This is a genomic window from Paracoccus sp. S3-43, assembly GCF_029027965.1.
Lineage (GTDB): Bacteria > Pseudomonadota > Alphaproteobacteria > Rhodobacterales > Rhodobacteraceae > Paracoccus.
On record NZ_CP119082.1, the window covers coordinates 1,450,114 to 1,463,509 of the forward strand.

General features: G+C 68.4%; 11 protein-coding genes. 4 read left to right on the top strand and 7 right to left on the bottom strand.

The genetic code is table 11. The features are described 5' to 3' along the window. Window position 1 precedes the first annotated feature (1 nt). The 3 genes from PXD02_RS07495 to cysW are packed head-to-tail and all read left to right on the top strand — an operon-like array spanning window position 2 to window position 2,630. On the top strand, window positions 2–964 hold the full coding sequence (locus PXD02_RS07495) for a sulfate ABC transporter substrate-binding protein (protein WP_473092075.1): 963 nt from the start codon (window positions 2–4) through the stop codon (window positions 962–964). After that, window positions 961–1,815: a sulfate ABC transporter permease subunit CysT gene (cysT, locus tag PXD02_RS07500; RefSeq protein WP_275106195.1), complete on the top strand. Its 855-nt coding sequence runs from the start codon at window positions 961–963 to the stop codon at window positions 1,813–1,815. The genes PXD02_RS07495 and cysT overlap by 4 nt, the downstream gene beginning before the upstream one ends. Continuing rightward, complete coding sequence (gene cysW, locus PXD02_RS07505) at window positions 1,812–2,630, top strand: sulfate ABC transporter permease subunit CysW (protein ID WP_275106196.1); 819 nt, start codon at window positions 1,812–1,814, stop codon at window positions 2,628–2,630. Before cysT ends, cysW begins: the two co-directional genes overlap by 4 nt. Here the strand turns inward: cysW and PXD02_RS07510 are convergent, their stop codons facing one another. Together PXD02_RS07510 and PXD02_RS07515 are read right to left on the bottom strand one after the other, a co-directional pair. Continuing rightward, window positions 2,631–3,953, bottom strand: coding sequence for a sigma-54-dependent transcriptional regulator (locus PXD02_RS07510; RefSeq protein WP_275106197.1), 1,323 nt, complete (start codon window positions 3,951–3,953; stop codon window positions 2,631–2,633). It abuts the gene before it with no gap. Beyond that, a complete protein-coding gene (locus PXD02_RS07515; protein ID WP_275106198.1) occupies window positions 3,950–5,602 on the bottom strand; it encodes a sensor histidine kinase in 1,653 nt (550 codons plus the stop codon). The genes PXD02_RS07510 and PXD02_RS07515 overlap by 4 nt, the downstream gene beginning before the upstream one ends. A gap of 235 nt (window positions 5,603–5,837) precedes the next feature. Here PXD02_RS07515 and PXD02_RS07520 point away from each other — a divergent pair, with 235 nt between their 5' ends. After that, entirely contained in the window at window positions 5,838–7,208 is a 1,371-nt protein-coding gene (locus tag PXD02_RS07520; protein ID WP_275106199.1) for a dicarboxylate/amino acid:cation symporter, read from the top strand. Window positions 7,209–7,265: 57 nt separating this feature from the next. Here PXD02_RS07520 and PXD02_RS07525 read toward each other — a convergent pair whose 3' ends face one another. From PXD02_RS07525 to PXD02_RS07545, 5 genes are read right to left on the bottom strand one after another with little or no spacing between them, the layout of a single operon-like run. Beyond that, window positions 7,266–8,225 (bottom strand): 2-hydroxyacid dehydrogenase, encoded by a 960-nt coding sequence (locus PXD02_RS07525; RefSeq protein WP_275106200.1) that lies wholly within the window; start codon window positions 8,223–8,225, stop codon window positions 7,266–7,268. A 9-nt stretch (window positions 8,226–8,234) separates the two neighbouring features. Next, the gene (locus PXD02_RS07530) at window positions 8,235–9,842 is read right to left on the bottom strand and encodes a gamma-glutamyltransferase family protein (RefSeq protein WP_275106201.1); all 1,608 of its coding nucleotides are present in this window, start codon (window positions 9,840–9,842) and stop codon (window positions 8,235–8,237) included. Window positions 9,843–9,894: 52 nt separating this feature from the next. Next, window positions 9,895–11,493 (bottom strand): GMC family oxidoreductase, encoded by a 1,599-nt coding sequence (locus tag PXD02_RS07535; protein WP_275106202.1) that lies wholly within the window; start codon window positions 11,491–11,493, stop codon window positions 9,895–9,897. Next, a complete protein-coding gene (locus tag PXD02_RS07540) occupies window positions 11,493–12,491 on the bottom strand; it encodes a branched-chain amino acid ABC transporter permease (protein ID WP_275106203.1) in 999 nt (332 codons plus the stop codon). Before PXD02_RS07540 ends, PXD02_RS07535 begins: the two co-directional genes overlap by 1 nt. Window positions 12,492–12,507: 16 nt before the next feature. Continuing rightward, a complete protein-coding gene (locus PXD02_RS07545) occupies window positions 12,508–13,395 on the bottom strand; it encodes a branched-chain amino acid ABC transporter permease (RefSeq protein ID WP_275106204.1) in 888 nt (295 codons plus the stop codon). Window position 13,396: the final 1 nt, after the last annotated feature.

Sequence of the window (13,396 nt, forward strand, 5' to 3'; positions counted from 1 at the left end):
CATGCTGGGCCTTGCCTCGCCCGTGGCGGCCCAGGATGCGATCCTGAACGTCTCCTATGACATCGCCCGAGAGCTGTTCGCGGAACTGAACCCGGTCTTTGCCGAAAAGTGGAAAGCCGATACCGGCCGCACCGTGACCATCGACCAGTCGCATGGCGGTTCGTCGAAACAGGCCCGCGCGATCCTGGAAGGGCTGCCCGCCGATGTCGTGACCTTCAACCAGGTGACCGATATCGACGTGCTGGCCAAGGACGGCTTGGTCGACGAAAACTGGCGCGAGGCCTTCCCGAACGAGGCCTCGCCCTATTATTCGCTGCCCGCCTTCCTGGTGCGCGAGGGCAATCCCAAGAATATCGACGACTGGGACGACCTGACGCAGGACGGCGTGCAGGTGATCTTCCCGAACCCCAAGACCAGCGGCAACGGGCGCTATACCTATCTGGCGGCCTATGCCTATGCGCTGGACAAGAACGGCGGCGATCAGGCGGCGGCGCAGGATTTCGTGAAGACGCTGTTCGCCAATGTCCCGGTCTTCGACCAGGGTGGGCGCGCGGCCACGGCGACCTTCGCCGAACGCGGCATCGGCGACGTGCTGATCACCTTCGAGGCCGAGACCGGCGGCATCGCCCAGCAATATGCCGATGCCAAGCTGGCGCGCGTCACCCCGCCGCTGTCGCTGCTGGCGGAATTCCCCGTTGCCGTCGTGACCGCGAACACGGAAAGCAAAGGCACCACCGAGGTTTCCAGGGCCTATCTCGATTTCCTCTATTCGCCCGATGCGCAGCGCATCCTGGCCAAGAACTTCAACCGCGTCCATGACGAGGCGATCACAGTCGAATTCGCCGCCAACTTCCCCGAGGTGAAGCTGGTCACGGTCGAAGACGTGTTCGGCGGCTGGGACAAGGTGCAGGCCGAGCATTTCGCGGAAGGCGGCATCCTCGACACGGTGTTCGTCAATCAATGAGCATGGCGGCGGTCATCCCCGCCAGCGGGCGGCAGCGGCGCGTGTTGCCGGGCTTCGGCCTGACGATGGGGCTGACGCTGACCTATGTCGGCATCATCGTGCTGCTGCCCGTGATCGCCCTGTTCCTGAAAGGGGCCGAGATCGGCCCCGCCCGCTTCTGGGCCATCGTGACCGCCCCCCGCACCCTGGCCGCGCTGCGGCTGACCCTGACCGCCGCCGCCCTGGCGACGGTGTTCAACGCGCTTTACGGCCTGCTGATGGCCTGGGTGCTGGTCCGTTACCGTTTTCCGGGGCGGCGGCTGCTGGACGCGATGATGGATATTCCCTTCGCCCTGCCGACCGCCGTCGCGGGCCTGGCGCTGACCGCGCTGTTTTCCGAAAACGGCTGGTACGGGCAGGTGCTGGCGCCCGCCGGGATCCCGGTCGTCTATACGATCTGGGGGGTGGCGGTGGCGATGTCCTTCACCTCGATCCCCTTCGTGGTCCGCACCGTGCAGCCGATCCTCGAGGATCTGGACCACAGCCAGGAAGAGGCCGCCCGGACCCTGGGCGCCACGCCCTTGCAGATTTTCGCGCGGGTGATCTTTCCGGCGATCCTGCCCGCCTTCCTGGTCGGCACCACCATCGCCTTCGCCCGCTCGCTTGGCGAATTCGGCGCGGTGATCTTCATCGCCGGGAACCTGCCGATGAAGACGGAAATCGCCTCGCTTCTGGCCGTCATCCGGCTTGAGGAGTACGACTATAACGGCGCCGCCGCCATCGCGCTGACCCTGGTCGCCATCGCCATGCTGCTGCTGGTCATGTCGAACTGGCTGCAAGCGCGGCTGACCCGGCGCAGGGTGCCCGCATGACCGCCGCCCTTGCCCCGCGCCCCGACCAAGGCGGCGCGCGCCTGCTGATCGGGCTGGCGGTCGCGCTGACGCTGTTCATCGTCGTGGTGCCGCTGGTCTACATCTTCTGGCGGGCGTTTTCCGGCGGCCTTGCGGTCTTCGCCCAGAACATCCTGGCGCCCGACACGCTGCACGCGATCTGGCTGACCTCGGTCGTGGCGGCGATCACGCTGCCCATCAACCTTGCCATCGGCATCGCCTCGGCCTGGCTGATCGCGCGGTTCACCTTTCCGGGCCGCAAGGCGCTGCTGACGATCATCGAACTGCCGTTTTCCATCTCGCCGATCATCGCCGGGGTCTGCTATCTGCTGCTCTACGGACGGCAGGGGCTGCTGGGACCGCTGCTGGCGGCGGGCGAGGTGAAGATCCTGTTCGCCCTGCCCGGCATCGTCATGGTGACACTGTTCGTCACCGGCCCCTTCGTCGCCCGAGAGGTGCTGCCCCTGATGCAGGCGCAGGGGTCCGAACAGGAACAGGCGGCGCTGACGCTGGGCGCGTCGGGCTGGCAGATTTTCCGACGGGTGACGCTGCCGAATATCCGCTGGGCGCTGCTTTACGGCGCGGTGCTGGCGACGGCGCGGGCTGTGGGGGAATTCGGCGCGGTGTCGGTGGTGTCGGGCGCGATCCGGGGCCAGACCATGACCCTGCCCTTGCAGATCGAGCTGTTGTTCAACGACCTCAACATCGTCGGCGCCTTTACCGCGGCGTCCACGCTGACACTGATCGCGCTTGTGGTCCTGGTGCTGAAAACCGTGCTGGAGGGGCGGACCCGCTGATCAGCGCCGGAAATCGGTGGGCCTGATCCCGTGCCGCGCCAGCTTGTCGTAAAAGGTCTTGCGCGGCAGTCGCAGCCGCGTCATCGCGGCGGTCGCGTTGCCGCCCGCCAGCCGCAGCGCATCGCGGATCAGTTCGGCCTCGTAGGCGGCGACCAGATCCGAAAGGCCCGGCGCATCGCCGCCCTCGGGCGCGTCGAAGGGTGTCACGCCGATGGCCTGGCTTTCCGCGAAGCCGCGCAGTTCCGGCAGGTTGCCCGGCCAGCCATGCCCCGACAGCCGCGCCTTGACCGCGCCCGTCATCGCGGGGGCGGTCCGGTCCAGCCGCGCGCAGGCCGCCAGCAGGAAATGGCGATACAGCGCCGGAACATCCTCTCGCCGTTCCGCCAGGGACGGCACCGGCAGGACGGTCCCGGACAGGCGATAGAACAGCCGAGCATCGAATCGCCCCTCGGCCACCCGCCGCGACAGATCGGCCTGGGTCGAGGCCAGAAGCTGCACATCCATCGGACGCGGCGCGGCGGCGCCGGCGGGCCAGAACTCGCCCGCCTCGACGATGGCCGACAGCCGCGCCTGCATGGCGGGAGACAGCGCGTCGACGCGGTCCAGGAACAGCACGCCCCGCTGCGCCCGCTCCAGCTGCCCGGCCTGCCGGGCGCCGCGCGGGCCCAGGGCGTCGCCGCCCAGAAGATCGGCCTCGAAGCGGGCATCGTCCAGGGCGTCGCAGGCCAGATGCACGAAGGCGCGGGCGCGGCGCGGGCCTTGGCGGTGGATGGCGCGGGCCGCGATCAGCCTGCCCGCGCCGTCCGGGCCGGTCAGCAGGGCATCGCCGCCAGCCTGGGCCACCCGGTCAAGCGCGGCGCGCAGATGCTCCATCACCTCGCTGCCGCCCGCCAGTTCGGGAAAGCTGTCGGCGGCGTCGTGGCTGGCCTGCCGCAAGTCCCGGTTTTCCAGCACAAGCGCGCGGGCCGACAGCGCCCGGTTCAGCGCCGCCAGCAGCACGTCGCGCGCCACCGGCTTGGTCAGGAAGTCATAGGCCCCGGCCTTCAGCGCCGCCACCGCCATCGGCACGTCGCCATGCCCGGTCAGCAGGATCACCGGCAGATCCCGGTCGATGGCGTGCAGGTGCTGGAACAGTTGCAGCCCGTCCATGCCGGGCATCCGCACGTCCGACAGCACCACGCCGGGAAAATCGCGCGTCACCCCGCGCAGCCCATCGGCGGCAAGGCCGAAATCCTGAACCTGCAAGCCCGCCATCCGCAAGGTCTGGACCTGGGCCGCGCGCAGATCCTCGTCATCCTCGACCAGCCGGACCAGTCCCGTCATGCGGCTCTCCTCAGCGTCAGGCGGAAGGTGGCGCCCTGCCCGGCCACCGGATCGTCGGCGGTCAGGTCGCCGCCCAGATCGCGCGCAATGTCGCGAGAGATGACCAGCCCCAGCCCCAGCCCCTGCGCCTTGCTGGTCGCGAAGGGCGCGAAAAGCTGGTCCCTGTCCCGCGGCGACAGGCCCGGACCGTTATCCGCGACGGTCAGCGTCACCAGGTCGCCGTCGACCCGGACGGCAAGGCGGACCCAGGGGTCGGGCCGGTCCTCCTGCGCCTCGAAGGCGTTGGTCAGCAGGTTGACCAGGATCTGCTCGACCCGGACCCGCTCGCCCAGGATCGCCAGCCCCTCGGGGATGTCGGGCAGATGCACCGGCATGTCGCTGGCCTTGCGGCGGCTTGCGGTCAGCAGCAGCGATGCCTCGATCACCGCGCGCACAGGCACGGCGCCCACCTGCCCGGTGGCCTTGCGGGCAAAGCCGCGAAGCTGGTCGGTGATCTGGCCGATCCGGTCGGCCATGCGGGTGATGCGGGCAAGGTTGTCGCCCGCCGGACCGTCCGGCTGCATCGCCTGGCCGTTTTCGGCCAGCAGCCGGATCGTCGCCAGCGGCTGGTTGATCTCGTGCGCGACGCCGGCGGTGATCTGGCCCATGGTCGCCAGCTTGTTCGCCTGCACCAGATCGGCCTGCATCTGCGACAGCCGCTGCTGGGCCAGTTGCCGTTCGCGAATTTCCTGAGACAGGTCGCGGGTGCGTTCGGCGACCGCGCGCTCCAGTTCGGCGCGATAGGCGCGGTCGGCATCCGCCTTGCGCGCGGCGCGCAGCCGCGACCGGCGGACCTGTTCGACAAGCGCCGCCAGCAGCAGCACCCCCAGCCCGGCCGCACCGGCGGCATAGAGGGCGGTCTGCCGCGCCTCGTGCATGGGCAGGTTCATGGACAGCATCCATCCGGTCCCGCGCACCGGCAGGGCGATGGGCAGGCTGTCATCCTCGGCCGTCGGCCCGGCGGTGAAACGCCGCCCCGGATCGGTGGTGATGATGATGCGGCCATCGGCCTCGGTCACGTGGGTGGCGTTGGGGCTGCGCGCCCATGCGGCCTCCAGCGCGTCGAATTGCACCTTGACAACCACCACCCCCAGCAGCGCCGCGCCGTCGCGGATGTCGTGGGACAGATACAGCCCCGGCTGCCCGCTGACGGTGCCGAGCGCGAATTCCATCGCGGTCGGATCGGCGCGTCGGAAGTAGTCGCGGAAGCTGTAGTCGTGGCCCAGAAAGCTGACCGGCTGGTTCCAGTTCGACGCGGCGACGGTGCGCCCGCCCTTGTCCAGCAGATACAGCACCGTGCTTTGCGTCTCGGCCCGCAACCGTTCCAGCTTGGCCGATGCGGCATGGCCCGCGTCGGACCCCTGTCGAAGCGTGTCCCGGATCATCGCGTCATCCGCCAGGATCGCCACCACGGCGCGCTGCCGGTCCAGGATGCTTTCCAGCGTCAGCGCCCGCGACTGCGCGGCCGCCATGCCTTCGTCGCGCAGGGTGTCGAGCGCGCCCGCCCGGACCCCCCAGAAGACCGCCGCGGGAACCAGCACCAGCAGCGCCAGGGCCAGCAGCGCCAGCCATCCCGCGGCGCGCGACAAGGGCGGCGAATCGCCGGTCATGAGCAAGGCATCCTGCAAATCCGCGCGCCTCCCGGCCTTGGGTCAAGCTGTTTCCTTTTCCACACTAGCAGGTTCCACCTGTGCGGAAAACCACACGGATTTTCCACCCCACCTGCGGAAAACAGCCATGTTTTCAGCGCATTGCCGCTATGCCGCAAGTTTTTTGGGCGGCCCTGCCACCGGCGTAGGATGGCTGTCATCGCATTGACATACCAAGGCAGGAGGAGGCCTTTCCATGCAGCCGGACACATCCGCCCAACCCGTGGCCCATGAAAATCGGCCGTTCTATCGCCACCTGTATTTCCAGGTCGTCATCGCCATCGTGGCGGGCGCCCTGCTGGGCCATTTCCATCCCCAGACCGGAGAGGCGCTAAAACCCCTGGGCGACGGCTTCATCAAGCTGGTCAAGATGATCATCGCGCCGGTGATCTTCCTGACCATCGTGACCGGGCTGGCGGGCATGGGATCGCTGCGCGGCGTGGGGTCGGTGGTGGGCAAGGCGTTCGCCTATTTCCTGACCTTCTCGACCCTGGCGCTGATCGTCGGGCTGATCGTCGCGAACGTGATCCAGCCCGGATCGGGCATGAACATCGACCCGGCCTCGCTGGATGCCTCGACCGTCAGCGGCTATGCCGAAAAGGCGCACGAGACCTCGCTGACCGGCTTCGTCATGGACATCATCCCGACGACGCTGATCTCGGCCTTCGTCGAGGGCAACATCCTGCAAGTGCTGTTCGTGGCGATCCTGTTCGGCATCGGCCTGATCCTGGTCGGCGACAAGGGCAAGCCCGTGCTGAACATCCTGGAATCGGCCAGCTTCGCGATCTTCCGCGTCGTGGATATCCTGATGAAGGCCGCGCCCATCGGCGCCTTCGGGGCCTTCGCCTTCACCATCGGCAAATACGGCATCGCGTCGATCATGAACCTGGCGATGCTGGTGGGCACGTTCTATCTGACCTCGGCCCTGTTCGTGATCCTGGTCCTGGGCACGGTCTGCATGATGAACGGCTTCTCGATCTTCCGGCTGGTCTCCTATCTCAAGGCGGAAATCCTGCTGGTGCTGGGCACCTCGTCGTCGGAATCGGCCCTGCCCTCGCTGATGGAGAAGATGGAAAAGGCGGGCTGCGCGCGCTCGGTGGTGGGCCTGGTCGTGCCGACCGGCTACAGCTTCAACCTGGACGGCACCAATATCTACATGACGCTGGCCGCGCTGTTCATCGCCCAGGCGACGAATACCGACCTGACGCTGTCGCAGCAAATCCTGCTGCTGGCCGTCGCGATGCTGTCGTCCAAGGGCGCGGCGGGCGTCACCGGGGCGGGCTTCATCACCCTGGCCGCCACGCTGTCGGTGGTGCCGACCGTTCCCGTCGCCGGGATGGCGCTGATCCTGGGGGTGGACCGCTTCATGTCCGAATGCCGCTCGATCACCAACTTCATCGGCAACGCGGTCGCCACCGTGGTCGTCAGCCGCTGGCACGGCGCCTTCGACCGCGACCAGTTCAACGCCGCCATCGGCGGGTCCATCGACGACGGCTATGCCGCCCCCGTCACCGGCCTCGCAGTCCATCCTGCCGGCCTGCAATTGGGCGAAAGCAGCGCGGACTGATCCGCCGTCCTCGGATCCCGAAAGGCGCCGCGGCGATGCGGCGCTTCTTTGCGTGGCTCAGACCAGCACGTCGATCTGCGGGGGCGGCCTGCCCTCGTGCACGGCCAGCAGGTTCCCCATCATCCGCCGGACCGAGGGCGCAAAGCCGCCCGCATCCAGCGCTGCCAGATGCGGGGTCAGAACCACGCGGTCCAGGCCCAGCAGCGGGTTGTCGGGCAGGATCGGCTCGACCGAGAACACGTCGATGCCCGCGCCGCGCAGGCGGCCTTCGCGGATGGCCTGGGCCAGGTCGGCCTCGACCAGAACGCCGCCGCGCGCGGCATTGACCAGGATCGCGTCGGGCTTCATCAGCGCCAGGCGGTCGCGGTCGATCAGGTTGCGGGTGCTGTCGTTCAGATCGCAGTTCAGCGTCACCACGTCCGAGGCCGCCAGCAGCTCGTCCAGCGGCGCGAAGCGCAGGCCAAGCGCGGCCTCCTCATCGGCGGGCAAGGGGGTGCGCTTGGTGTAGAGGATCGGGCAGCCGAAGCCTTGCAGCAGCCGCGCCAGAGCCTTGCCGATAGAGCCCATGCCGACGATCCCGACCGTGCGCCCCGACAGCGTGGCCGAGCTTGGGGCCACCTGCCCCTTGGGCCAGCCGCCCTGCACGATGCCCAGATGCCCGCGCGCGATGTTGCGGTTGACGGCCAGGATCAGGCCCAGCGTGGTTTCCGCCACCGCGACGGCGTTCGACCCGGTGGTGCGAAACACCCGCACCCCATGCCTGCGCGCCGCGTCCAGGTCGATGGAATCATAGCCCACGCCCCATTTATGGACCGCCCGCAGACCCGGCACGGCCATCATCGCCGCCGTCACCGGCATGTCGCCGGTAATGGCGAAGTTGGCGCCTTGCAGCGCCGCAAGCTGATCGTCGGGCGCGCGAGAGGGTGCCGTGGTCAGCCCCCAGCCCTCGGGCAGGAAGGGCCGGATCCGGTCCAGCCGGTCGGGGGTCGCGGGGTCCAGAAGAACGACGGTCGTCATGCGGGCCTTTCAGATCACGAAGCGGATGCCGGGCCGCGCCAATCCGCCGCCCTGCGCGATCACGGTGCCGTCCGCGCGCCAGCAGGCCGCGCCGGTCATCATCCCGTCCGGCGCAAAGCCGATGGCGTTCATGCCGCCGCCGATGGTCTTGACCAGCCGCACGTCATGGCCGCGCGCGCGCATCGCCTCGGCCTGCGCGGCATAGGCGGGTTCCAGTTCCAGGTGATGCCCCTCGGTCCACAGGCGCGGCGCCTCGACCGCCTGTTGCAGGGTCATGCCATGGTCGATCAGGTTGACGATGGCCTGCATGGCGGAGGGGAAAATCCGCACCGCCCCCGGCAGGCCAAGGGCATAGAGCGGCTGCCCGTCCCGCAGCACCATCATCGGCGCCATGGATGTGGGCACCCGCTTGCCCGGCGCCACCGACAACGCCCGGCCGGGCCGGGGGTCGTAGTTCAGCATATAGTTGTTGGGGATGATCCCCGTCCCTGGCACCATGAAGCAGGCGCCCCACAGCCCGTTGATCGTATGCGTGGCGCTGACGATGGTGCCGTCGCGGTCGGCCACGGTGACATGGGTCGTGTCGCGGCTTTCAGGGACCATCCGCCGCCGGGCGTAATCCTTGGCGGTGAACCGCCCCACCGGCACATCGACGAAATCGGGATCGCCCGAGGCCGCGCGCCGATCCTCGAAAGCCAGCGCGATGGCCCGCGCCATCAGGTCCATCGTGTCGGGATGGCCGAAGCCCATGCCGCGCAGGTCGAAGGGTTCCAGCATGTTCAGCATCTGGACAATGTGAACCCCCGAGGAGGCGGGCGGCGGCGGGCCAGCGATGGCATGGCCGCGATAGGTGCCGAAGATCGCCTCGCGCTCGATGGCGCGCGCGCCGTCCAGATCGGTCAGGGTGACATGGCCCGGCGCCGCGCCCTGGGCCAGCCGGTCCGCCAGGGCGCGGCCCAGGTCGCCGCCATGCAGCGCCGCGTCGCCCTGGACCTGGACCAGCCGCAGGCTTTCGGCGTAATCGCCCATCACCAGCCGCGCGCCCGGCGCCAGCGGCGCGCCGTCCGGCAGCAGCAGGCGCGCGATCTCGGGATCGGCGCGCAGGTCATCTTCGTGTTCGCGGATCGCGCCGTGCAGATAGGGGCTGACCGCAAAGCCGCGCGCGGCGGCGCGGATCGCGGGCTCGACCACATCGGCCCAGGGCAGCCGCCCGTATCGCCGCTGCATCCCGAACCAGCCGCGCAGATTGCCGGGCACCGCCACGGCCGAGGGGCCGATGCGGTTCAGCCGCCCCTCGACCTCCATATAGGCGTCGGGCAGATCCGAGACCGGCGTGAACATGTCCGGCCGCGCCCCCTGCCCCGCGACCGACAGCGCGTCGATCACCCCATGCCGACCGTCCGCCAGCCGCAGATGCGCGATGCCGCCGCCCGCGATGCCGACCATCATCGGCTCGACCACCGTCAGCGTCAGCAGCGCGGCGACGGCGGCGTCCACGGCATTGCCGCCGATGGCCAGCATCTCGGACCCCGCGACCGATCCCATCGGCGCGTTCGTCACGACGACGCCCAGGGCGCCGCTGGCGGGGCGCTTTTCGCAGGTGAAGGGCAAGGCCATGCAGGTCGTTTCCGCTGTTCGCGGGCAGCTTAGGCGGCGGCGCAGGGGGCGATCAAGCCCGCGCATCCTCCAGCATCATCCGGGCGGCCTTTTCGGCGATCATCATCACCGGCGCGTTGGTATTGCCACTGGTGATCGTCGGCATGATCGAGGCATCCGCGATCCGCAGCCGCCCCACCGCCCGCATCCGCAGGCGCGGATCCACCACCGCGCCGTCATCGCTGCCCATCCGGCAGGTGCCGACCGGGTGGAAGATCGTCGTGCCCACCGCGCCCGCCGCGCGGACCAGGTCGTCGTCGGTCTGGAAGGCGATGCCCGGCACATGTTCGCTGGGATCGAAGCGGGTGAAGGCGGGTTGGGCCGCGATCCTGCGGGCCAGCCGGATCGCACGGACGGCCACGTCCCGGTCGCCCGGCGTGGACAGGTAATTCGGGCGGATCGCCGGATGGGCGCTGAAATCGGGGCCGGTCACATGCACCGATCCCCGGCTTTCGGGGCGCAGGTTGCAGACGCTGGCGGTCATCGCCGGAAAAGGGTGGACCGGATCGCCGAACTTGTCCAGGCTGACCGGCTGGACATGAAACTCCAGATCCGCCGTGGCCTTGTCGGGGCCGGATTTGGCGAAGATGCCCAATTGGCTGGGGGCCATGGACATCGGCCCGGACCGCTTCAGCAGGTATTCCAGCCCGATGGATGCGCGGCCCAGCAGGCGCGATGCCTTTTCGTTCAGCGTCGGCACGCCCTTGACCTTGTAGACCAGCCGCAATTGCAGATGGTCCTGAAGGTTCTCGCCCAGATCCGGCACCTCGATCCGGGGGACGATGCCTGCCGCTTGCAGCACCTCGCCGCGGCCCACGCCCGACTGTTCCAGCACCTGCACCGATCCGATGGCGCCCGCCGACAGAACGGTCTCGCGCGCCGCCCGGACTTCCTTGCGCTGGCCCTGATGGTGGAAGACGACGCCCTTGACCTCGCCCGCTTCGATCACCAGCCGCTCGACCTCGGCGCCGGTCAGCACCCGCAGGTTCGGGCGCGACAGGACCGGGCGCAGGAAGGCCTTGGCCGCGCTCCACCGCCAACCGGCGCGTTGGGTCACGTCGAAATAGCCGCCGCCCTCGTTGTCGCCCCGGTTGAAGTCGTCGGTGCGGGGAATGCCCGCCTGCTCGGCCGCGTCCATGAAGGCGTCCAGCACGGCCCAGCGGACGCGGGCGGTCTCCACCCGCAATTCGCCGCCAGTCCCGTGGGCGTCGTCGGCGCCGCGATAGAAATCCTCCTGCGCGCGGAACAGCGGCAGGATGTCGTCCCAGCCCCAGCCGGCGCAGCCAAGCTGGCGCCAGTGGTCGTAGTCCGCCGCCTGCCCGCGCATGTAGATCATGCCGTTGATCGAGGAACAGCCGCCCAGCACCCGCCCGCGCGGATACAGCAATTGCCGCCCGTTCAGCCCCGGCTCGGCCTGGGTCTTGAAGCCCCAGTCGGTGCGGGGATTGCCGATGCAATAGAGATACCCGACCGGGATATGGATCCAGTGGTAATTGTCGCGGCCCCCGGCCTCCAGCAGCAGCACCCGCGCCTTGGGGTCGGCGGACAGGCGATTGGCCAGCACGCAACCGGCGCTGCCCGCGCCGATGACGATGTAGTCATAGCTTTCCATCAGTTTTCGGCCCTGAACCCAAGTTTTCGGCCCAGTTTGCTGGCGAAGAACTCGCCCATCAGCCCGCGTCGGAAAACCAGCACGCAGACCATGAAGACGACGCCCGTGATGATCGTCACCGGAAAGTCCGAGGTGGCGAGGTAGTTTTGCAGCGTCACCACCAGTCCGGCGCCCACGACCGGACCCAGAAGCGTGCCGATGCCGCCCAGCAGGGTCATCAGGATCACCTCGCCCGACATCTGCCAGGTCACGTCGGTCAGGGTGGCGAACTGGAAGATCAGCGCCTTGGTGCCCCCGGCCAGCCCGGCTAGGGCCGCCGACATCACGAAGGCCCCCAGCTTGTAGCGGCTGACCGAATAGCCCAGCGAGATCGCCCGCTGTTCGTTTTCCCGGATGGATTTCAGGATCATGCCGAAGGGCGAGTTGACGAAGCGCCAGATGACCAGCAGCCCGATGACGAAGACTGCCAGCACGAAATAATACATCGTCATCGTGTCGGCCAGGTTGACCATGCCGAACAGGCGGCCGCGCGGCACGGACTGGATGCCGTCCTCGCCATGGGTGAAGCCCGCCTGCAGGCAGAAGAAGAAGAACATCTGCGACAGGGCCAGCGTGATCATCGCGAAATAGATGCCTTGGCGGCGGATGGCGATGGCGCCCATCACCAGCCCCAACCCGGCGGCGCCCAGCACGCCCAGGGCGATCCCGGCCTCGGGCGGCCAGCCCCAGACCTTGACGGCGTGCGCCGTGAAATAGGCCGCGCCGCCGAAGAAGGCGGCATGGCCGAAGGACAGCAGGCCGGTATAGCCCAGCAGCAGGTTGAAGGCCGCCGCGAACAGCCCGAAGGCCAAGAGCTTCATCAGGAAGATCGGATAGAGGAACTGCGGCGCCAGCAGCAGCCCGGCCCCGATCACGGCCAGCAGCACAAGCTGGATCTGCCCGGATCTGGGATGGACCGCGACCTGTTCGGCGGCGACGGATTCGGATTTGTTAGCCATATGGTTTCCGGCCATGTCAGGCATCCTTTCCGAAAAGGCCCGCGGGCCGCAGGATCAGGACGATCGCCATGATGACGAAGATCACGATGTTCGACGCCTCGGGGTAGAAGACCTTGGTCAGCCCCTCGACCACGCCCAGCAGATAGCCGGTGACGATGGCGCCCAAGATCGAGCCCATGCCGCCGACGACGACCACCGCGAAGACGATGATGATCAGGTTCGACCCCATCAGCGGGCTGACCTGATAGACCGGCGCCGCCAGCACCCCCGCGAAACCCGCAAGCCCCGCGCCAAGCGCATAGGTCAGCGTCAGCAGCAGCGGCACGTTCACGCCGAAGCTTTGCACCAGCACCGGGTTCTCGGTCGCGGCGCGCAGATAGGCGCCGAGCTTGGTCTTCTCGATCAGGAACCAGACCCCCAGGCAGACCATCAAGGATGCGACGACCACCCAGCCGCGATAGATCGGCAGGAACATGAAGCCCAGGTTGACCGCCCCGGTCAGTTGCGCGGGCGGCGCATAGGGCATCCCCGAAGCGCCGTAGAAATACCGGAACGTGCCCTCGATGGCGAGCGCCAGGCCGAAGGTGAACAGCAGCCCATACAGGTGGTCCAGCTTGTAGAGCCGCGACAGCATGGTGCGTTCGACGATGGCGCCGAACAGGCCGACGATCAGCGGCGCCAGGATCAGCGCCAGCCAGTAGTTGACGCCCCCCACGGTCAGCAGCAGCAGCGCGGTGAAGGCGCCCAGCATGTATTGCGCGCCATGGGCGAAGTTGATTACCCGCAGCAGGCCGAAGATGACGGCCAGGCCGAGGCTCAGCAGGGCATAGAACGACCCGTTGATCAGGCCCACCAGCAGCTGGCCCATCAGCGCGGCGACGGGAATGCCGAAGATCATCGTCATG